Origin of the sequence: Chthonomonas calidirosea T49 (assembly GCF_000427095.1) — a bacterium.
Taxonomy (GTDB): domain Bacteria; phylum Armatimonadota; class Chthonomonadetes; order Chthonomonadales; family Chthonomonadaceae; genus Chthonomonas; species Chthonomonas calidirosea.
Genome location: NC_021487.1, coordinates 1,343,566 through 1,364,916, shown reverse-complemented (window position 1 = coordinate 1,364,916; position 21,351 = coordinate 1,343,566). Strand labels below are relative to the sequence as shown.

Genomic DNA, 21,351 nt, shown 5'->3' with positions numbered 1-21,351 from the left:
GGTTAGCCCTCCAAACGGTAGCCTACGCCACGTACCGTGTGAATGAGTGGGCGGGCAAAACCACGGTCAATCTTGCTGCGCAGGTAGCTAATATAGACATCGAGCACATTATCGTTGCCTTCAAAGTCGTACTGCCAGACATGTTCCAGAATCATTAAGCGTGTTACCACGCGCCCTGCATTCCGCATGAGATATTCCAGGAGGGCGAACTCCGTCATAGAGAGATGGATGGTTTTTCCCTGGCGGCAGACTTTTCGGGTGGCCGGGTCTAAAGTGAGATCGGCAACGCGAAGCACCGGTGGGCTAGAGGTACCGCGCCGTAGAAGTGCGCGTACTCTTGCCAACAGTTCACCTATCTGGCAAGGTTTAACGATGTAGTCATCGGCACCGCTATCAAGCCCTTCAATTTTGTCTTCTAGCGTGTCACGAGCGGTGATGATGAGGATGGGGGTGGTAACCGAGGCCGCCCGCAACTCCTTACAAAGGGCAAAGCCATCCTTGCGGGGCAGCATGACGTCGAGAAGGATAAGATCGAAGGCGATGCTCACGGCCAAGTGGAGTGCAGTCTCCCCATCTTCGACAACCTGTGTGGTATAGCCGGCCTCAGTAAGGGCTTGCTGTAGAAAGCGGGCGACGCTCTTATCGTCCTCTACGATCAGTATATTCATCGGCGCAGCCTCGTGCGTTTTGTATTCAAGGTTTTATACCTTTCTTTTGATATCTTTGTTCAATTCTCACGAAGGATGCGCAGTACAGCATGACCTTTTACATTCTGCAACGGTAGGTAGACTTCCTGAGTTTGTGGGTCTACCGCCACACTATGGGCACGGTACGCCAGATACGCTTGGCCAAGCTTGTGCAGCACGGCGCCTTCTACCTGAAAAACGGCAAGCACGCCACTTTCGCTTGCCACATAAAGGCGATGGAGCGATGGGTCAAATGCAAGAACATCAGGGTCTTGGCCCACCGTAAATACCGACGGCAGAAAACGCATGGTCTTTAAAGAGAAAACAGCAAGCTTTGCATTGCCCTCACAAGCGACAAAGGCCAGCATCTGAGCCGGCGCGATGAGCAAACTGTGATCGCGCTCGCAGGTAGGCGGAATAGGGTAGCGAGCAGCAATTGTATCCGTGCCAGGATCTATCGCAACGAGCTGGTTCAACGTTTGCACGTCCACATAGATGCGGTGGTCAATTGGATTGTATTGGCTGTTTCCTGCCTCGCCTCCAAGCGGGATGGTCTTCAAACGGCGATTCGTCTGCGTATCTATGACGGTTTCAGTGCGCCCAAATTCGTCAGATACATAGAGCTTTTTGTTCAACGGATCGTAGGCCATGCCGTCTGGGTAGTTTCCGGTTGGAATGCGTGCAAGAATGTGTAGAGAGCCTTCGTCAATGGCAGCTACCCTATTTTCACCGGTGGCTGAAGCATAAATGCGTTTGATGGAGGGAACAACAAGGACACCGTGAACAGAGGGTAGATTAGGGATAACCGCAACTACTTTGCGTTTTTGGGTATTAAAAACCACAACACTATCCGCTCCCAAATGTGCGATGAAAAGGAGATGGTGGACGGGATCGAGACTCTCGTAATCGAATCGGCTCGTTCCTCCAGGCAGAGGGATGTCGGCAACCCACGTAAGCGGGAGTTTAGATGGGATGGGAATGCAGTTGCCGACAAGGCCTGCGGTAATTAACCAACCGACAAGATGGAAGCAGGTTCTTAAAAATTTTCCCATGAGAGAAGCTCCTCCCCGATATTATAGCCAGAGTGTCGTCACATTAAAGCGCGCTGTTCGTTCTTTTATTACAAACATTGTAAATAGGCGCTCTCGATGAGGTCGCATTTGACAGGCGGTGTTCAATCTCCGACTTCAAATCGAAATACGGAGAAAAGGGCGCCGATGTGCCACGCTGAACGCTAATGATAATAGGTTGCGCACATTATTATTGGATAACTTATCAGGAGAGATCGGCCGAAAGGTCGAAGAGGTGAAGAGAGATGCGAAAGAGATGCTACTTTATGACGGTGATCACGCTGTTGATGGCTGTGGCATTCACGCTGCTGAGTCGTGTGGGGTTTGCTCAGGATGATGGCCAAGGATATCGCATTCAAGAGAACGGCTCAAGCACTTTTACCCCTTCTACTCCTTCTGAGACTACACTGTCTCCGTCCCAGCAGAATGAAGCGGGGGCTGTGCGCCTAGCGCGCTTCTCTTACGTGGAAGGCAACGTAACGTGGCGTCCTAGCACCTCTGCTGATTGGAGTTATGCCTCGGTGAATCTGCCGATTAGGCAAGGGGCACAGGTATGGGTGACGGATGGAGGCCGTGCAGAGATTCAGTTTGATGACGGCAGCCTATTGAGGTTGGGAGGGGGTGCTCTTGCGACCTTGCAGACGCTCTACAGCGATTCCCAAGGGGAGTTTACACAGATCATTTTAACCAATGGATTGGCCACCATGGTAACGCGCCACGCCTACTCCATCTATCAGATAGATACGCCGGATGCCTCGATTAAAGTCAACGAAAAGGCACGTGTGCGCGTCGGGGTAGGAGATGGCGTGGAGGTTTGTGTGCAGGAGGGACGCGCCGTGCTGGATGGAGAGCAAGGGGAGGCGGAACTACGGGCAGGCGACTACGTTTTTCTCCGAAGTATAGATAGCCCGTACAACGTTCACCCTGCGCCTCCCGAAGATGAGTGGGACCTTTGGAACGATCATCGTGATCGGGTAATGCTGTATGGTACCCAGCATCTGCCACCTAACATCGGCTTGGTGGCTGGCGATTTGGACGACTACGGCGATTGGCGCTATACCCCCAATTACGGCTACGTTTGGTGCCCTCACATTACCCGGGCGGACTGGCGCCCCTATTGCGATGGCCACTGGGTATGGGTAGTGCCTTTTGGTTGGACGTGGGTCTCCGATGAGCCGTGGGGCTGGGCACCCTATCACTACGGTACCTGGGTTTATGAGCCGTTTGGTTGGGCATGGGTGCCAGGCCCTGCTTGTCAATACTGGCAGCCAGCCGTGGTGGATTTCAGCGTCTGTGAAGACCGCGTGATCTGGGCACCGTTGGCTCCTGAAGAGGTTCGCTATCCGAGCACGCTCACCATTGCGTTTGCTCATGGGGATTGGGCTGCCTACTTCTCGATTGCACAAGCAGCCGTCTACTACCCCGTAGCCTCCTCTTACTGTGTGCCACGACCTTTCGATACGGTGTATGTGAATCAGGTGACCTACATTAACAATGTAACGAATATCAATGAAGCACCTCCTGGTGTTCCCTTAACGGCGTTTCAGCGGTTCCAGCAGACAACAGAGTACTACGCGGCAACGCATCTGAATCGAGGCAGTGTGCTCTTTGTCCCGCGCAACGCGCGCCGAGCGCCTGGAGCCACCTATGCCACCCTCGCCACCTTCCGTGAAGCAAGTGCCTATCATCCGCTGCCGCCTTCAGAGGCCGATCTCTTCGCCAGGGGCCAAGCACCAGAGACCAATCAAAGTGTAGAACCGATTGCCGGCCCGCCAAGCGTGCTTCCAACACCGCTCTCTTTCATCCCTGTGCGCTCACGGGTACCGCTTGTTACACCTCCATCAGCTTTGCAGACACGTGCGGTATTTCATGCTCCGACGGCCTCGGTGCGAGGGCGTGTCGGTATCGAGCAGACGACACCCACAAACCCCTCGCATGTTCTACCACCACTCGTTCGTTCGTATCGTAGCGGCTCTGATCTGTCGGAGTTCTCCCCATCGCGTTCAAGGGACTTCGGCGTACGAGCGTCTAGCCCCGCGGTGAACGGAACGACGATGCCGCCTTCGGAAATAACATCTCGAGTAAGACCATTGTCCCCATCCTATCTTACCGATCGTCGGGCACCAGGTCGGGTAGGTAATTATGGAACGAACGAGAACAGAGCGGCCGATGCCGCGGCTTTGGCAAGGCGTGAGCTAGGCTTTACACCGAGCCAGCCGATTCAAAATGGACAGTTTCAGCGACCCTTCTTGCCTTCAGAGCGTCGTGACCGACCCAGTGTAGGGACGTCCCCGAATAATAGGCTGAGCAGTCCCACTGCGCCCACACCGCGCTTTACTCCCAGCCCGCAGTGGCCTGGGAACCGGTCACAGCAACCCGTAGAGCGCGGCGCTCCGCCACAAATGCTTCCTTATACTCCATCGCAGTTCCATGATGATCGTGGCTTGCCGACATACACACCACATCCAGTTCAGCCAACGTGGAACCCGCCGGCTGTGCCGCCGCGACGAGAGGCCCCCTACGTGCCACCGCCTGCGCCATCGCCCCCTGTCTATCATGCACCGTCGCCTCCGCCCGCGCCCCATGTAGCGCCGAGCAGCCCCAGTGGCGGAGGAAACCATGCGAGTGGTGGCTCCAGCACGTCACGAGATCGCCCAAAGCGTTAACCTGAGGGTGGTATTGCTGACAAAAAAGCAGGAGATAATGTGCTACACTAAGTAGCGATGCTTCTATCGGAACGGTAGGAGGATGAAACAGGAGGTAAAAGAAAGTATGAAACGCCAGGTCAATAAAGCCACCATCATGCTGGTGTTGCTCTGCTTCTCCGCAGGCATGGTCAGTGCCGACATTCTCGGTTCCTTGCTGAAGGCGGGCGGGGTGGCGTTTGTCATCAGCAAATTCGGGCCACAGATCAACAGTGCGATCGATCATCTTACACGCACACCCCAAAACAACCCCAATTACGCAACAAAGGTTGTGCCGGTTATTTCTGCCGGCGACGGTACCGAAGTGGGCGGTGTGCAGGTGATGGGGCCACGCTCTGCCGTGAACAAAGTCCAGGCCGTTGTGCAGTTTGAGGGGCGTTTCAGTTCGATTGGGCTGCGTATTCGAGGGCTTGTTCCTGTAGAGACCAAAAGCATAAAGAACATCCGGCGCATACCCGGCGTGGGCATAAGCGGCCTACTCGACATCAAGTTGTAACTTCTACGGTCTATCAACTGTCTCTTTATAAACGGCAGGCCCTCAGCCGGGTCTGCCGTACTGTTTTTCGGCATTCCTCTGGACACCGTTCTAGAGTGGGTAGGAATCTTTCCGAAAATGTAGGAATATAGAGCACAAACGCCCAAATGTATGCGTCTTCGGTCGTTCAGGCAAAAATCCTAGCAAGTGAGGGAAAGGCCATGCTTCGGAAAAGCCCTTTCGTTAATAGCTGCTTCATAAGGCCTCAGATCGCGCTTCTTATCTGCGTTTTAGGGAGCATGTTTTGTCTGTCTTGGAGACAAGCGAAAGCGGATAGCACGCTACGCCCCGTCCGCGTTTTTGTGGGAGATAAGCCGTTAGAGGCTTCGAGTTCGCCGCTAACCGACGGCAACGAAACCTTCGTTCCGCTCGATATCCTTGGGATGGTTGGGGCCCAGGGACATCTCAACAAACGGGGAGATGCCGTAGAGATCACCTATGGGCATCCTATGCAGGAGGCTGAGCTTGCCGTTGCACGACCGGAAGGGAAGCCTATGCTGGCGCTCTCCGACTTAGCACGTCTGCTTCCCGCGGATATCCTCACGGTGGATAGCCATGACAATCGTACGCCGAAGGCGACGAGTTTCGACGAAGTTTACCTGTTGGCACGCGTCACCGATGTGCGTCTACAGCAGGGAGCGATACGCTTTACTACCTCTTTCCCCGTACCCTACCAGGTGCGCATGATAGATGAGGATGGACAGCGTGTAGGCTATGTGGACTGTCTTGGCGCAAAACTATCCTCTGATGAGCCCAATCAGACCCTGCCCGACGACGATCCACAGACACAAAACTTGCGTGTAGGGCAGTTCAAGCCCGACGTGGTGCGCGTGGCAGTGAATCTGCCCTTGAGCTTGCGGGTTCGTATAGGCGATGGACAGGCCGATGCCGAAGGGCAGGTTATTGTGGTGCTGTGGAAAGATCCGAAGGGGGCTGCAAAGATGGCTGCTATAGCATCAAAAGCCGATACAACAGGGAAATCGCAAGGCTCCGGCGGGCTACAAATGCCAACGACACCAGGTGGAGAGACGACAGTAACGACCACATCGCCTTCCGGCGCATTGGGCGCCAATGCTGCGGCAAACCCGACGGAGACGACCAATGGGGAGTCGGGAGAAGGGAACAATCCCGCAAGTCCGAACGCCCCTTCGGCCACAAAGTTTGTTCAGATTCAACGCATCGTATTTGAACCAGACAACGATCAAAACGCCACGCTTCGTATATTTACAACTGGGCCTTTGCAGCCCTCCATTCGTTATACAACAGACGGTGGATTGCAGCTAGACTTGCCCGGTGCCGTTCTGGCACTGACCGATTCGACCCAAGCCGACCAAAGCTTTCAGCATCCTCTATTGACCGAAGTGCAGGCGATTGCGCTGGATCAGACGCCTCCTGTGGTGCGCATTCGGTTGCGTACTCCGCGCTACGACGGGTTTGTGCTTGATCCACGCACCGATCAGGTGGTTTTGCGCCTGCGTCTACCACGCAACGCAACCGGCGTTTTGGCAGATAAGCTGATTGTTTTAGACCCAGGGCATGGCGGTTCCGCGACGGGGGCGACGGCGGGCGGTTACGCTGAAAAGAACATCACCTTGGCGATTGCACTCAAGTTGCGACGGGTTTTAGAGGCGTGTGGTGCACGTGTGGTGATGACGCGAGATAGAGATAGGGACGTAGACCTCTCTGCACGGCCGGCCCTAGCGAACTCTATTCATGCGGACTTTTTTATCAGCATTCACAATGACGCTTGTAGCCATCCTGGTGAGGCGTCCGGTACCACTACCTACTACCATATGGAAGACCCAAGTAGCAGGGCGTTAGCCAACTGTGTACAACAGGCTGTGGCGGCCGTAACAGGCTTGCCTAGCCGTGGAGCCCGCTCCGATAGCAGCCTCTACCAGCATGGGCTGGCTGTGCTACGCGAAAGTCAGATGCCCGCCATTCTCATTGAGGTGGCCTATATTGATAATCCGGTGGATCGGCGCAAACTCATAGACCCAAATTTCCAAGAAAAGGTGGCCGAAGCCATCTGTCGAGGGTTACGCCTCTATATTGAAGGGCATCCGCAGACAGCTCTGTTGCTGCCTGCAGACAGATAGGCCGGTTGCAATGTAGAAGACTTTTTCTAAGAGCTCCGTACGGTGCGGCGACTATGGAGGCCGCACTCCGTTTTTTGAAATCCAGCCCAACGTCCTGCACGTTCGTCCTCCCCTTCGCGCACGGGGCGTGTACAGGGCCAGCAGCCTATAGAGGGGTAACCGCGATCATGGAGGGGGTTGTAGGGTACGTTGTGGGTACGGATATAAGCCCAGACATCCTCTCGAGTCCAATTTGCCAGCGGGCTTATTTTGACCAGGCCGAATTTGGAGTCCCATTCTACAATACCGGCCTGAGCACGGTCGGGGGTTTGATCGCGGCGGATAGCGCTTACCCACGCATCGAAGTCTTTGAGTACCTTGCGGAGGGGAACAATTTTCCTTAGACGGCAGCACTCGTCGGGGTTGGTGTGATAGATCGGGCCGCCAAAGCGAGCCTCCATCTGTTCGACGGTCTCTTTAGGACGCACGAAATGAACGGTGAGACCGTAGCGCTCTTGAATACGCTCTCTCAAAGCCAGCGTTTCTGGAAACTGGTAGCCGGTTTCAAGATTGAAGATAAAAGGAAGTTTCGCAAGGGGGCCGAGTTGCGCCAGCATGTCTAAGAGAACACAACCTTCTGCACCAAAGGCGGTGGCCATAGCCAGCCTCTCTCCGTAGATTTTGACCGCCCAGGCCAGAATCTCTTGAGGTGAATGCTCTTCGAGGCAGTTACTCAAGGCTGTAAGAGCTTCACGGCTTGGTGGTGGCAGGGTCATCGTTCTCCTCTTTCTAAATCTGACTAATTTGATAAACTAACTAAGTATATGAAGTATATCAGAAATACGCTCCCTATGTCAACAAGTTCCCAAAAAATCTTGTCAAGTCAAACAAGTGAGGAGCCTACCGAAAAGGGAGTCATCACAACCCTTGACTGGCAGCCATTCTAGACCTCGTTTGAAGGTAAAACAACGGCACATCAACGTTGCAGTGAGAGTCCTGCCCCTCTGAACAGACTCACTAAGCCGTCAACTTAACCAAAAGGAGAGAACGAAAAGCGCCGAGACGATCACCAGAAGGGGGTTTATCTCACGCCAGCGTCGTTGTGCCAGCATAACGAGCAGGTAGGAGAGAAAGCCTAAGCCGATTCCACGGGCGATGGAGTAAGTAAATGGGATAGTGACGATGGTAATGAATGCCGGAAAACCCTCCTCCAACCGATGAAATTCGATGTCACGGACGCTCGATAGCATAAGAAATCCCACAATGATAAGAGCCGGTGCGGTGGCCTGTGCTGGTACGATGGTGACTAGGGGTGAGAAAAACAGTGCGAGCAGAAAGAGACAGCCAACGACGAGGGAGGTCAGGCCGGTACGACCGCCCACGGCCACGCCACTGGCGCTCTCTATGTAGGTGGTTGCGCTCGATGCACCACAGAAGCCACCCCAGAGGGCGGCAAACCCATCCACGAACAGAATTTCACGGAGACGAGGCAGACGTCCTGCCGCATCTACAAGGTTCGCCTGTTGCCCTACGCCAAGGATGGTGCCCATGGCATCGAAGAAATCGCTCATGACAAAGGCCAAAATGGTGGACCAAAGGGCCGGATGCAAAGCGCCAAGCACATCTGCGCGCCCTAGGGTGGTGAACTGAGGCAGTTGAAGCAGCTGGTGGGCGGGAGGGAGATGGGCTACTTTTGCGAAAAGGGCAACGATAGTGGTGCAGAGAATGCCCAACAGCAGCGCCGCCCGCCAGCGAAAGGCCACAAAGAGAAGGGTCATAGCCAGCCCAATGCTGGCCACAAGCACCTCTTTGTGGTGAAACGAGCCGTAGGTGAGAGGGGCATCGGCGGTATTCGCCTTTACGAGGCCGGCGTTCACCATGCCTAGAAGGGTGATGAACAGACCGATGCCCACAGCTATCGCTCTTTTTAATCCCATAGGGATGGCGTTCATAATGGCCTCACGAGCCCGCGTAAGCGCAAGCACCGCGATGATCGCCCCCTCAATCACCACGACGCCCATAGCGGTTTGCCAAGGTACGCGATGTTGCAAACAGACATCGAAGGTAAGCACACCGTTGAGCCCCATGCCAGGCGCTAAGGCATAGGGCGTATTTGTTAGCAATGCCATAAGCAGGGTAGGAACGGCGGCAGTAAGAGCCGTTGCGGCTGCCAATGCGGGTGCACTATGCTCTAGGCCCGGAATATTGGAGAGAATGGAGGGGTTCACGAAGAGGATGTAGGCCATCGTCATAAAAGTGGTGAAGCCGGCAGCCACCTCTGTACGGATGTTGGTATGACGTGCTGCCAGGGTAAATTGTTTTTCAAGCATTTCTCTCTCCTTTTCTGTCAACAAGTAAGAGGATGGCTCGAAGGCGACCATCCTCCTCTAGGTGGTTATGGCTAGCCTTCGTTGTCTACCTCCGGCTCCATAAACATTTCGAGTTGACGAGGATCGGTAACTTCTGGGGTGCGGGTAGGAGGCATAGGGTGGGTACCACGGGCGCTGTGGATGGGGGCGTTGCGCACGCGATGGCAACGGCGGCAGCGCGCCTCGTAGGTCTCCTCTGCTCCGATAAGAATGGTGGGTTCGTTCCAGGATGCGGGGCGTCCGTTCACGAGGCGCTGTGTGCGGGTGGCCTCTCCGCCACAGACCTTGCAGATAGCGTGCAGCTTGATAACGTTCTCGGCGAGCGCCAGGAGGGTGGGCATAACGCCGAAGGGCATGCCACGAAAATCCTGATCGAGGCCGGCTACAATCACCTCTGTGCCTCGATCGGCGAGACGCTGACAGAGGGGAACAATGGCCTCGTCGAAGAATTGAACCTCTTCAATGCCCACCACATGGACGCGTGGGTCTAGAAGCGCCTCGAGGGTACGGGCATCGGGCACGGCAATGGCCTGAAAACGTACGCCGTCATGGGTGCTGATAACGGTGTTATCGGTGCGCGTATCGAGGGCCGATTTAAAAACCTGTACCCGTTTGCGGGCGTAGAGGGCTCGCCGTACAAGCCGAATGAGCTCGTCAGTTTTTCCTGAGAACATACACCCGCAGATAACCGTGATAGAGCCGGGCTGTTTGGTGCGCGTAGGCATCGCTTTTCTCCACGCCTTCAGAGATGGGTTTTGAAGAACTGTACTAGCAGATGGTCGTACTCGGGCAGCTCTTCTGGAGCGATCCAGACATGCCCGGATTTCGGCAGCACATGCAACGTGCGTGGAGGACATGCAGCTGCATAGAGATCGTAAGCATCTTTGACGGGAACGATGCGATCGTGTTGCCCGTGAAACAGGAGAACAGGACGGGGAGCGATGCTGCCAATGGCCTTTAACGCCGAAACCTCTTGAGGAGAGATGGGGATCCACCGTTGGCCAATGCGGATGGCTAGCGGGGTAATAAGCGTGCCGAGAGGGCCAAAAAGCAGGCGCCCGCGTCGAACGACGGCACGTTCAAGCGTGGCGAAGGCTCCGTGGGTAACAACAGCTGCCAAGCGAGTATCTTCCGCCGCGGCCATTAACGCTACAGAACCGCCCATGGAGTGCCCGTAAACGCCGACGTGAAGCCCCTGCATCTCTGGACGGGCGGCAAAGTAGTCTACCGCTCCAAGCAGATCGTTCGTTTCCAGATAACCGACCGTACAGACATGCCCCCCACTTCTTCCCGATTTGCGGAAATCAAACAGAAGTGTGTGGAAACCAGCCTCTCTCAGAAGTCGTGCCCAATAGAGCATCTCCATGCGATTAAAGAGATGCCCGTGGCAGAGGACGACCCCACCGATCGCATTGCCTTTGGCCGGTAAAAACCAACCACTTAGGGCAATGCCATCGCGCGAGAGAAAGGTGACCTCCTCTAGCCCGAGGCTTTGCGCGTCTTTAGGTAGGAGGACGGGGATGCGAGGCGGGTGTGTGGCGATATAGGCGTAGCTGGCGGCAAGACCTCCCCAAAGGAGGCCGCCGGCGAGCAAGCCTAGGCCGAAATAGGTTGGGTGAAAAAAACGTTTTGGGCGGATGGTTTCGCGCGGTTCAGGCTGACGGCTCGACATGCCTATAGTATAACGCATAGTCCCTTTGAATTTCGCCTATGACGCTGAAGAAAAGGTCGAGAGCGCTGATGTGCGCGATCGCTCCAGCTGACCATAGGGTTTATTGTGGCAATCTCCCTTAGGAGATTATCCCGTGCAACCATCGTTTATTGAGGCCATAAAAGCGAGCTCATTAATATCTATTCTATCAAAAAAATCTCTCTGAATCCCAAAAAAGCAGACGCTGTTCTGCTTGCGGAGACGGCTTGGAATTTGCTATAATCGGCGCGTTGTGGGCGCAAACAGTCGCGTCCCCTCCTTCATAGATCACTTTAACTACCCTTCATGCCCGCCGGAAGCGGGCCTCGGTTACGGAGGCAGCGAGTGAGCGGAGAGCTCGAATTCGGAGAGGAAGACCGCACGCAGACGCTGCTCCAGGTATGGGACCTTTGCCTGGCTCTGCTCTCCACAAAGGTAAGCCCAGTAACGTTTAATAGTTTTCTGAGCGACACACGCCCTTTAAGCTATACGGGCAACGTGGTGACCCTTGGTGTCGCCAATCCTTTTGCGAGAGAGTGGTTAGAGAGCCGAGCGGCTAACGCCATTCGGAGTGCCCTCGAGTTTCACCTCAACACGAGCGGGTTGCAGGTGAAGATCGTGGTCATGCCGCGTGAAACGTCCATTCCTGGTGCGGCATCGGGGCGTAAGGACGCTTCGGATGCGAAGAGGGTCTTGCAGCCAAAACTGCCTTTGGACGAGGGGGAAGATGCCGGAGCTACCGAGGCGGCATCTACTATGTCGGTAAAGCCCTCTACCACACCGCCACGCGTGACCCCTAAATCTTCGGGTTCCCGATCGGGCTCTAAAGGTGCAGTGCCGGCGCTTCCGGGCCTGCCTCTCAACGAGCGATTCACCTTTGAGACGTTTGTGGTGGGGCGTTCTAACCGCCTGGCCTTTGCGGGCGCGATGAATGTGGCGGAGCGCCCGGGTGCCGTCTACAATCCTCTCTTTCTCTATGGAGGGTCTGGGTTAGGCAAAACCCACTTGCTTCATGCCATTGCACATGCCATCAAACGCACGAACCCCAAAATGCGGGTGGCCTACGTTTCCGGCGAATACTTTGCACAGCACTACATCAACGCGCTGAAGGAGCACGCCACCGATGAGTTTCGTCGTCAATATCGAGAGATAGATGTTTGGCTAGTGGATGACACATTCAGTTTATTGCTGGTAAGGAGCATACCAAAGAGGAGTTCTTTCACACTTTTAACGTGCTGTATCAGAGTGGGAGGCAAGTAGTTATCGCTAGCGAACGTAGCCCGCGTGATCTCAATACCATGGACGAGCGGCTACGTTCCCGCTTCCAGAGCGGCCTTATTGCCGACATCGGCCCACCCGATTTGGAAACACGTATCGCCATTCTAGAGATGTGTCGGCAGCGGGAAGGGGCTGAGGTAAGCGATGAGGTGTTGCACTACATCGGCAGCGCTATCCAATCCAACATTCGAGCGCTGGAAGGGGCGCTAACGCGTCTTCTGGCCTACTCGTCCGTTATGGGGGTGCCGCCCACTGTGGAGCTAGCCCAGAACGTGCTTGGAGAGTATCTCATTGATAAGCCCATCCCCGCGAGAGGGCTTACCCCGGAGGCGATCATTCAGGCGGTGGCCGACCAATTTGGTGTAGATGCCGCCGAGATCGTGGGCACGAATCGCAACAAGGATGTGTCGCTGGCACGCCATGTGGCGATGTATCTTTGTCGGGAACTGCTGCCCGAGCAACGCGCCCGCCATATTGGAGCGGCCTTTGGGCGGCGCGACCACACCACATTTCTTTATGCGTGCCAACGCATCATTACGCTTCAGGAGATCGATCCGGAACTGCGCCAGGCGATTCTGCGCCTGAGGCGCTCGTTGGGGCGCTAGATGCCAACTCGATCGAATTGGGGTGAACAACCTCAGCTACGAGGGGGGCTTTAAAAACGTACTCGAAAAGATCGCTGTTATTTTGAACACCCCAAACCTCTAGCTCGCACTCGGCATCGCTGATCAGGGTCAGTATAAAGCGCCGAGGCGATTCCTCGCGTCTAAGTCGAATATCGCGCACCAAGCCGAGATGGCTGCGATCCAGCCCCTCGGCTACCCGCAGTAAGGCGGCCAAAACGCGTACACGACGACGCTCCTCGCGGTTCAGGTCGGCCATATTGGGATGCTTCTTTTTAGGGATGCCTTTGCGGTGATAGAGCGCCACGTTGGCGATGATATCTATCTCGGTGTCGTCGAAACCTAGCAGATCGGAGTTACGGATAATGTAGTAGGCATGGCGCTGGTGATTAGAGTGAGAGAGAAAGGTACCGATGTCGTGTAAGATAGCCGCGTACTCTAGGAGCTCACGCGAGGTATTGCCGTAGGTGTGCTCGCCGAGTTGATGCAGTTCGTCGAAGAGACGCAGTGCCAGAAAGGCCGTGTGATGAGCGTGATCGGCTTCATAGTTGCAGGCTCGCGCCAACTGAAGGATGGATCGGCGCCGTACTGAAAGCGCTTGAAACTGCTCGCGCGTTCCCTCTTGACGCAGAAGATGATCCACAAGAATGCCCTCACGCAGCCCCCGTTCACTGGTGGTGATGCGCTCTGCCTCCACCTGTTCCAAAAAAGTCAGCAGAATGGCGGCGCCACCGAGAATGATGTCGGCGCGGGTGGGATCCATACCAGGAACCTGGCGGCGTTCCTCAAGAGGCAAACGGCAGAGCAGCTTCACTACCTGACGCAGGTCCGCTGTACGAAAGGTAATGCCTCCACGCAACGAGGGAGAGGGCGTCGGCCTTGGGGAGGCCTCTGCATGGCCGGTGTAGTTCGCCACCACCTGTCCCAAACAGTTGATGGTTCCGGCGCTGCCCAAAACGATATCGAATCCGGCTTGTTGCACGCGACGCGCTACCGGGTTTGCAACGGCTCGTACATGGGCCTGCACTTTGGCAAACAGCTCTGGACTTATCGGGTCGGGTGTGTCGAAAAAGAGGTTAGAGAGCCGGATAGCACCCAGCTTCATGCTCTCTAAAACCTCATACCCCTCCGAGGTGCCCACGATCACTTCCGTGCTTCCCCCGCCAATGTCAATCAGCAAAGCCCGATTGGAGCCTAGCTCGATGCCGCTGGAGACCCCCAACCATATCAGGCGTGCTTCCTCCGGCCCGGATATCACGCGTACCTCAATTCCGGCCTCACGACGTACCCGCTCGATAAACTCTTCTCTGTTTTCGGCCTCTCGTACCGCGGCAGTGGCAAAGGCGACAATCTCATCGGCGCCAAAGCCGCGCGCCACATCGGCGAACCGCGCGCACACCAAAGCCCCTCGGGCGATTGCCTCCGGCGTCATACGATGGGTGGCGAATTCGCCCTCACCTAAGCGCACCATCTCCCGATGTTGGGCAAGGGTGGTAATATGGTTATCGTCTTCAATGCGTACAACAGCCAAGCGAATGGAGTTGGTACCGATATCTATCGCTGCGAAAACATGGCTCATACGAAAGATTCTACCTGCCCGCGCTCCGGAAACGATAGCTCATGCCCTGCCTTCTTAACTAGAGGCCACGCGGAGTACTGCCGCTCCGTTGATACGATCCTGCTTCAACGCTTGTAAAGCCTCGTTGGCGGCCTCCAAAGGAAACTCTTGGGTGTGGGTGTGGAGTGGAACGGTCTCGGCAAGGTGCAGTAGCTCTTTACCATCCTGGCGGGTATTCGCGGTGACGCTGCGCAGATTGCGTTCGTAGAAGAGGTGCTTTTCATAGTCCATAGAGGGGATGCGGGTCATGTAGATACCGGCTAACGCGAGAGTGCCTCCCTTATCGAGAGCAGAGAGCGCAATAGGAACCAGTTCACCGGCGGGTGCAAACAGAATGCTGCTGCGCAGTTTCACTGGAGGCCGTTCCTCTGTTGAGCCTACCCAAACGGCTCCTAGCTGGCGGGCCAGCTCTCGATGTTTTTCATCACGAGTGCATACGTAGACTGGGCAGTCCCAATAGCGAGCGATCTGAATAACAATGTGAGCTGACGCCCCAAACCCGTAAAGGCCTAGCGGCTCGCCGGGGCGAAGGTTGCTGCGTCGCAGGGCACGATAGCCGATAATGCCGGCGCAGAGAAAGGGGGCAGCCTCACGCGAGGAGACTCCTGGAGGGATAGGATAGATAAACGCTTCCGGTGCCACCACATATTCTGCATACCCACCGTCCGCATCGTAGCCGGTGAATGTGGGACTATCGCAAAGGTTTTCGTCTCCGCGTTTACAGTAGGTGCACTTCCCGCAGCTTGCATGAAGCCAAGCCACCCCAACGCGAGCGCCAATTGGAAATCGTGTGGCTTCGGGACCGCGGTACTCTATCGTGCCTATGACCTCGTGACCTGGAATAATGGGCAATTTGTGAGGTGGCAGCTCCCCTTCCACCACGTGAAGATCTGTACGGCAAACCCCGCATACTTCAACCCGAATGACAACCTCTCCGGAGTGTGGTTTCGGCTTAGGCAGTTCCTGCAACTGCAGGGGCAGATCCTCTACCGGCCCCGGTTTCGTAAGGACCATGGCGCGCATTCTACAACCTCCCTGTTCGCCTCGGTTTTTGGAGTGAGGACTCTCGTTTGTATGTACCATTTTGGCAGAGATGCATCTATTTCGGTGTGGCGTGCGGCACGATGAAAAAGGAATAATAAAAATCTACCCCAAAGCGCCGGACAGTGACCAACGGATCGGCGCCTATTTCCCGCCAAAGTTCCTCCTTCTTGCTGAAATAGGCGGTGCTGTAAACGTACAAGTCTATTTGGATGGAGAGGCATACGCTCATGCAACAGAGAGGATATGAGGGATTTCGGGTGGGAAATCTGTGGATCTCGCCCCCGGTGATTCTGGCGCCTATGGCAGATGTAACGAATGGAGCTTTTCGTCGGCTTGCCAAACGCATCGGGGGTCCTGGCCTCGTCGTCACGGAGTTCATTTCGACTACCGCTCTTCATTATGGCAGCGCGAAAACCCTGACCATGTTCGATATCACTCCCGATCAGCGCCCAGTGGCGGTACAGATATTTGGGGCCGATCCGGCCATCATGGCGGAAGCCGCCCGTATTGCGGTAGATATGGGGGCCGATATTCTTGATATCAACATGGGCTGTTGGGTGCCCAAAGTGTGCAAGACGGGTGCAGGCGCCGCTCTTATTCGTGATCCGGATACGGCTTGCCGAGTAGTGGAGGCGGTTGTAAAGGCCGTGTCGGTACCGGTGACCGTAAAAACGCGCCCAGGATGGCAGTATGGCGACTTTGCTACGGCGAAGCTGGCAAAACGTTTTGAGGAGCTTGGCATTCAAGCGCTAACGCTTCATGCGCGCTTCGCCGTTCAAGGGCACGAGGGGGCAGTCGACTGGGCACTTATTCGTCAAATGAAGGCGCTTCTCTCGATACCGGTTATTGGCAATGGCGACGTGAACTCTCCACAGGCGGCGGCACGCCTGCTGGAAGAGACGGGTTGCGACGGCGTTATGGTGGGGCGTGCGGCGATAGGCAATCCCTGGATTTTACGCGATATCGCTCATTTTCTTCGCACCGGTGAGCTGCTGCCCCCTCCTACGCTTCAAGAGCGGGCCGAGGCCGCCCTCTCTCATCTTCGCGATCTTGCGCAAAGTATGGGAGAAGGGCCGGCCGTGCGACACCTCCGGGGGCAGCTACCGCTCTATTTTCGTGGATTCCCCTATGCCTCACGTTTTCGTGAAAGGATAAGTCACGCCAACACCATCGAAGAGGTTCAGAGGCTTATCGAAGAGCTATTTCACGCCGAACTCACAGCATGTGTGCCCGCTTAGGCCCCACCTCACCGGTCTCCACCATATCGAGCAGGGCGTTCCCTTCGTAAGCAAGAGGCAGATCGACGCGCCCTCGAATCTTGCTACTGTAGTAGGTAGCAAAGATGACTTCAGTGGATTGAAGGGCGAAGTCGGCCGAAAGCAGTGCACGGTGGGTTGAGTCTTCGAGCTGCTGAACAACATCGGCGGCACTTCGACGGTGTTCATCAAAAGGCTCCTGTGCAAACTCCCTCTCCTCCCATGTCGTTTTGCCAGTAATGCGATATTTGCGTTCCGAGAGCACCTCGATGATCCCCTCTTTACCCACCAAGCGGTGGGTGCAGCCGATGCCTGCTTCATAGCCGGTGACCATCCAGCCTCGCACCCCGTTTTTCCATTTGAAATGGCATAACCCTTGTTCTTCGTGATAGGCCCCAAAAATGCGTCGCTCTTGGCGGCTATCTATTTGGCCGATCACCCATTCCGCTGGGGTTTCCTGGTTATAGAAAAACAGCATATCCAACCAGTGTGTGCCCCAGTCGAAGAGATTTGGACACTGCGCTTCTATCTGCACCAGCTCACCAATATCGCCCCGTGCTATGGCATCGCGCACGGCTTGAAACACAAGCAGATGTCGGCGTTGGTGGTTAAAGGTAAGTTTAGCGCCGTGGGCATCTGCGGTGGCCTTCATTTTTTTGCAATCCCCCCAAGTGATCGCCATAGGTTTCTCGCAGTGGATGGCACGCACACCAGCTTCGGCGGCGGCCATAACCATCTCCGCATGAAGGTGTGGCCATGTGCAGATGCTGACGATGTTGGGCTGTTCGTGCGTTAGCATGGCACGATAGTCCGCGTAGATTTTGGGGGTGATGTGGTGCTTCTCTATAAAAGCTTGTGCGGCCGATGTGTTCGGCTCGGCAATGGCCACTAGCTCTACTTTTCCGGTAGAGGCGAAGGCTGGATAATGGAAGTGAGCCATTCCGAAGCCGGTAGCCCCTGGCGAACCATGGGGGAACCCTGTACCGATAATGGCATAGCGATATTTTTGAGACATCGGTTTCTCCTAAACGCTTTTTTCTGAAAAAGGTGTATTGTTTCTCACTGCACAAACCTTTGGTATCTTGTTGTTAGCTTTTCGTGGGCGGGGTTCCTGCCTCGCTTCGCTAAGCAAAAAACCGGTTTTTATGGGTCGGTGCTATTTTCTCTTTACATCTTGTGCGCAGCCGTGCTAGAATATAGAAGATGGTGTTCGTATGACCTATTTTCTGAAAGTTTGTTTCTGAATAACGTAGCACAGTTAATTCACGCTTTTGAGGAGTTTCCGATCCATGTCTGACTTCGATGTTGAGTTCCAGGAGCCTTCGCTGGCCGTAGCAACCGCCCGTACGCCTGAACCACAGGATGCAAGCGAGCCGACGACGCCCTCACCTCTGCGCACTCCTGAGGCCTTTGAGGCCTACTGCGCTCAGGTACAGTCGCGTTTGGCTCAGTATGCCCAGCAAAGAGCCAACTTTTTGCTTTCGGCGCACGATCGTCTGACTCGGCTGCTCGCCACAGCGCGCGCGGTTGAGGACAACGATCTCTACAACGAGCTTTTGCAATATCAGATGGCTACGAAAGAGCTGCTCGATGCGCTTTCACAGGTCACCGATGGAGCGGCGCTCTCGGCGCTGCCTCACACGCCAAAACCCTACTCTTTGCCGTCTGAACAAGGGAACAACCTCTTCCGCGAGCGGGCGGAGTTTTCACCACGTCCCTTTACACCGTTGGCCCGCACAGAGGGGCGCCCGGCCTCTTCTGCCTTTGTGGCCGCCCGTGTTCCACGACATCCCTCACGCCCCTTGATAGAGATCGAAGCGGAAGCAGCTCAGATGCGTGAGGACCTTAAAGTTTGGAAAGAGCGGTTCCCGCTTCAGAAGGAGAACGGAGAGCTAAACATTCCCAATGTCATGCGTCTTCGAGCCATGGCCTTCCGCATGCGGAAACTGGAGGAGGAGGCTGGCGACACCGAGGTAACCGAGGTAACCGAGCTGCGTAAGGAGATACAGCAGCTGCTTGAAGAGGCCGGGGATAAAGAGTACTGTGTGGCCTTCGACTACGATCTGGAGCCACGCCCCCTGCCCAATCAGTGGGCGGAGCTGGCTGAACGTCAGGAGGAGACGGCGCGTGCCCAAGAGGCTTACGAGTGGTGGATGGCCCATAATCATCAGCTTACCGTCTCCGACCTACAGCCGCTGGCCGAAGCCGTAGCGGCCACGCAACAAAAGTTCAATCGCATGCTCTTCCGGGTGGGCGCCCGCGATCCTTACCAGCAGATTCTCTTTGACAACCTACGCGCTTGGGCACGCGAATCGCAATGCTATCTATTCAGCTTGCGTCCTCGGGTGCCTATGGCCGAACTGGTGGATAAGGCATCGCGCCTCGAAAGCGCTTGGGAGCAGGCTCGCATTCCGGTAGAGGCTGCCACGCGTCGTGCCGCCGTGGTGGATAACCTCGTGGCACTTGTCTCCGACCCCAATTTCGGCTCCGATCCGGAACAGGATGAGGCACAGCTGCATGAGGCTCTGCTACGTTGCCAAAGCATAGGGGTTTCCGCACTGGATCAGCGCCTGCGCGATGCTCTTGCACCCTGGGTCTCCTTCCTAGAGAGCGATCCCCGCTTGCGCGAAGTGCTGCGTGAAGCGAGCATGGAGTGGGATAGACGCATTAACTCGGACTACGAAGAGTCCACTCTGAACTCCGCTCAAGAGCTGTCCGCAGAGGAACTAGAGGCCGTACGTGCCGAAACCCGCGGAAAACGCCTTACCCTTATCGGCGGGTTGCCACGGGAGGAGAATCGGCGCCAAATTCAGGAGGCCCTGGAGCTTGCCGAGTTGAACTGGCCTGAGATGCGCCCTTCCACGCTGCTCAGCCATTTCGAGCATGATATTCAACAGACCGACATCGTGGCCCTAAGCCTACGTTATAGCCGCAAAGAGTGGCGTGGGGTGGCCGACATCTGCGCGCGCGAAGGCAAGCGTTTTGTGCTGTTGCCTAACGGTTTTGGTCTAGTCGATCTCGTGAAGGCGTTACAGAATCAACCTCCCAAACCTGTGAACGTAACAACTGTGCGGCGTCGCACCACGCGAACGGCGTCCGACTCGGAATAGCGCCTATTGCCTTCAAAAATAGGTAGGCCCTGCTTCTAAAGGAAGCAGGGCCTTATCCTTAGCATTTAACTTTAGCTCTAACGGACGCCTAGCAGTATCTCCATGGTAAGCTGGTCGAGCTTCTCGTAAGCATAGCCACGCTTTCCGAGGGCGGCACGGTCGAACTGCATCTCCATAATGCGTTGGGCATTGCTCGGTGAGTAGGAGCGGATAAGGCCGCCGATGCCCTCCGAATCGGTGTTCAGCTCATGAAGCAGGCCTTGAATTTCGGGGTCCGCGTTGAATCGTTCCGCTTTCTCTTTAAGAATGAGATAGGTTCGCATGCAGCCCCGTGCGAAGTCCCACACTCCCTCTTCGTCTTCGGTGCGATAGGCGTGGGCATCAAAGTGGCGCATGCCCTCATAGCCACTCTCCTCTAACAGCTTTACCAAGAAAAAGTTGGTCTTTAGATCCTCTGCACCGAACCGATAGTCTTGGTCATAACGCCCGATTTTCTGGCCGTTTAAGTCTATATGGAATAGTTTGCCCGCATCAATGGCCTGGGCAACGGCGTGAACGAAGTTGAGACCTGCCATGGTCTCATGGGCATATTCCGGGTTGAGACCGAACTTTTCGGGCCGGTTGAGGGTGGCAATAAAACCAAGTGCCGCTCCCACCACCGGAAGATAGATGTCACCACGCGGTTCGTTTGGTTTCGGCTCTATGGCGAATTTGAAGTTGTAACCCTTCTCAATGTCGTATTCGGCCAAGAAGTTCAAGCACTCCCGATAGCGCTTCAGTGCCTCGCGCGGGTCTTTGCTCGCGTCGGTCTCCACGCCTTCTCGGCCGCCCCAAAACACGTAGACCTCGGCGCCCAGTTCAGCACCGAGATCCATGGCGCGCATCGTTTTTTGCAGCGCATAAGCGCGTACCTTCGGGTCGTTGGAGGTGAAGGCACCGTCTTTAAACACAGGGTCATAGAAGAGGTTGGTGGTGGCCATGGGCACCCGCATGCCATAATCGTCGAGAGCCTTTTTGAATTCGGCCACAATGCGGTCGCGCTCGGCTGCTGTGGCATCTATGGGCACCAGGTCGTTGTCGTGCAGATTAACGCCATAGGCGCCTAGCTCGCTCAGTTTTTTTACAATATAGGTGGGCGCGAGAGGCTCTCGGACAGCGTTGCCAAAGGGATCGCGTCCCACGTTGCCGACTGTCCAAAGCCCGAAAGTGAATTTATGATGTTTTTGAGGGGTATAGTCGCTCATCTTTACCTACTCTACCCGGCAGAATGGCCAGGGTTTCTCTCCTTT

At 55.5% G+C, this 21,351-nt stretch carries 17 protein-coding genes; 7 read left to right on the top strand and 10 right to left on the bottom strand.

Annotated features, from left to right (window positions below; all coding sequences use genetic code 11):
• Window positions 1-2: 2 nt before the first annotated feature.
• Window positions 3-668, bottom strand: coding sequence for a response regulator transcription factor (locus tag CCALI_RS05750; protein ID WP_016482531.1), 666 nt, complete (start codon window positions 666-668; stop codon window positions 3-5).
• A gap of 59 nt (window positions 669-727) precedes the next feature.
• Window positions 728-1,738: a YncE family protein gene (locus CCALI_RS05745; protein ID WP_016482530.1), complete on the bottom strand. Its 1,011-nt coding sequence runs from the start codon at window positions 1,736-1,738 to the stop codon at window positions 728-730.
• A 263-nt stretch (window positions 1,739-2,001) separates the two neighbouring features.
• Here CCALI_RS05745 and CCALI_RS05740 point away from each other — a divergent pair, with 263 nt between their 5' ends.
• From CCALI_RS05740 to CCALI_RS14960, 3 genes are all read left to right on the top strand, one after another.
• Window positions 2,002-4,422, top strand: coding sequence for a DUF6600 domain-containing protein (locus CCALI_RS05740; RefSeq protein WP_016482529.1), 2,421 nt, complete (start codon window positions 2,002-2,004; stop codon window positions 4,420-4,422).
• Between the two features lie 106 nt (window positions 4,423-4,528).
• Complete coding sequence (locus tag CCALI_RS05735) at window positions 4,529-4,957, top strand: hypothetical protein (RefSeq protein ID WP_016482528.1); 429 nt, start codon at window positions 4,529-4,531, stop codon at window positions 4,955-4,957.
• 278 nt (window positions 4,958-5,235) lie between these two features.
• Window positions 5,236-7,095, top strand: a complete 1,860-nt coding sequence (locus tag CCALI_RS14960; RefSeq protein WP_172636630.1) for an N-acetylmuramoyl-L-alanine amidase — start codon at window positions 5,236-5,238, stop codon at window positions 7,093-7,095.
• Between the two features lie 26 nt (window positions 7,096-7,121).
• Here the strand turns inward: CCALI_RS14960 and CCALI_RS05725 are convergent, their stop codons facing one another.
• From CCALI_RS05725 to CCALI_RS05710, 4 genes are all read right to left on the bottom strand, one after another.
• Window positions 7,122-7,850, bottom strand: a complete 729-nt coding sequence (locus tag CCALI_RS05725) for a phosphoadenylyl-sulfate reductase (RefSeq protein ID WP_016482526.1) — start codon at window positions 7,848-7,850, stop codon at window positions 7,122-7,124.
• Window positions 7,851-8,099: 249 nt separating this feature from the next.
• Window positions 8,100-9,404, bottom strand: a complete 1,305-nt coding sequence (locus CCALI_RS05720; protein WP_016482525.1) for an NCS2 family permease — start codon at window positions 9,402-9,404, stop codon at window positions 8,100-8,102.
• Window positions 9,405-9,475: 71 nt separating this feature from the next.
• Window positions 9,476-10,168 (bottom strand): thymidine kinase, encoded by a 693-nt coding sequence (locus tag CCALI_RS05715; protein WP_016482524.1) that lies wholly within the window; start codon window positions 10,166-10,168, stop codon window positions 9,476-9,478.
• 17 nt (window positions 10,169-10,185) lie between these two features.
• On the bottom strand, window positions 10,186-11,133 hold the full coding sequence (locus CCALI_RS05710; protein WP_016482523.1) for an alpha/beta hydrolase: 948 nt from the start codon (window positions 11,131-11,133) through the stop codon (window positions 10,186-10,188).
• Between the two features lie 345 nt (window positions 11,134-11,478).
• Here CCALI_RS05710 and CCALI_RS14955 point away from each other — a divergent pair, with 345 nt between their 5' ends.
• Window positions 11,479-12,393, top strand: a complete 915-nt coding sequence (locus tag CCALI_RS14955; RefSeq protein ID WP_016482522.1) for a DnaA ATPase domain-containing protein — start codon at window positions 11,479-11,481, stop codon at window positions 12,391-12,393.
• On the top strand, window positions 12,366-13,016 hold the full coding sequence (locus tag CCALI_RS14950; protein WP_052572338.1) for a helix-turn-helix domain-containing protein: 651 nt from the start codon (window positions 12,366-12,368) through the stop codon (window positions 13,014-13,016). Before CCALI_RS14955 ends, CCALI_RS14950 begins: the two co-directional genes overlap by 28 nt.
• On the opposite strand, the gene CCALI_RS05700 is transcribed toward CCALI_RS14950, so the two are convergent.
• Both CCALI_RS05700 and CCALI_RS05695 read right to left on the bottom strand, forming a co-directional pair.
• Entirely contained in the window at window positions 12,946-14,613 is a 1,668-nt protein-coding gene (locus CCALI_RS05700; protein ID WP_016482520.1) for a Ppx/GppA phosphatase family protein, read from the bottom strand. The two genes, CCALI_RS14950 and CCALI_RS05700, sit on opposite strands and share 71 nt — an antisense overlap.
• Window positions 14,614-14,667: 54 nt before the next feature.
• Window positions 14,668-15,675 carry a zinc-dependent alcohol dehydrogenase family protein gene (locus CCALI_RS05695; protein ID WP_016482519.1) on the bottom strand — a complete coding sequence of 336 codons (1,008 nt, stop codon included), beginning with the start codon at window positions 15,673-15,675 and terminating at the stop codon, window positions 14,668-14,670.
• A gap of 248 nt (window positions 15,676-15,923) precedes the next feature.
• Here CCALI_RS05695 and dusB point away from each other — a divergent pair, with 248 nt between their 5' ends.
• Window positions 15,924-16,934: a tRNA dihydrouridine synthase DusB gene (dusB, locus tag CCALI_RS05690; protein ID WP_016482518.1), complete on the top strand. Its 1,011-nt coding sequence runs from the start codon at window positions 15,924-15,926 to the stop codon at window positions 16,932-16,934.
• On the opposite strand, the gene CCALI_RS05685 is transcribed toward dusB, so the two are convergent.
• Entirely contained in the window at window positions 16,912-17,967 is a 1,056-nt protein-coding gene (locus tag CCALI_RS05685; protein ID WP_016482517.1) for a Gfo/Idh/MocA family protein, read from the bottom strand. The two genes, dusB and CCALI_RS05685, sit on opposite strands and share 23 nt — an antisense overlap.
• 274 nt (window positions 17,968-18,241) lie before the next feature.
• Between CCALI_RS05685 and CCALI_RS05680 the strand changes: the two genes are divergently transcribed.
• On the top strand, window positions 18,242-20,062 hold the full coding sequence (locus CCALI_RS05680; RefSeq protein WP_016482516.1) for a hypothetical protein: 1,821 nt from the start codon (window positions 18,242-18,244) through the stop codon (window positions 20,060-20,062).
• A 77-nt stretch (window positions 20,063-20,139) separates the two neighbouring features.
• On the opposite strand, the gene xylA is transcribed toward CCALI_RS05680, so the two are convergent.
• Complete coding sequence (gene xylA, locus CCALI_RS05675; protein WP_016482515.1) at window positions 20,140-21,306, bottom strand: xylose isomerase; 1,167 nt, start codon at window positions 21,304-21,306, stop codon at window positions 20,140-20,142.
• Between the last annotated feature and the right edge of the window lie 45 nt (window positions 21,307-21,351).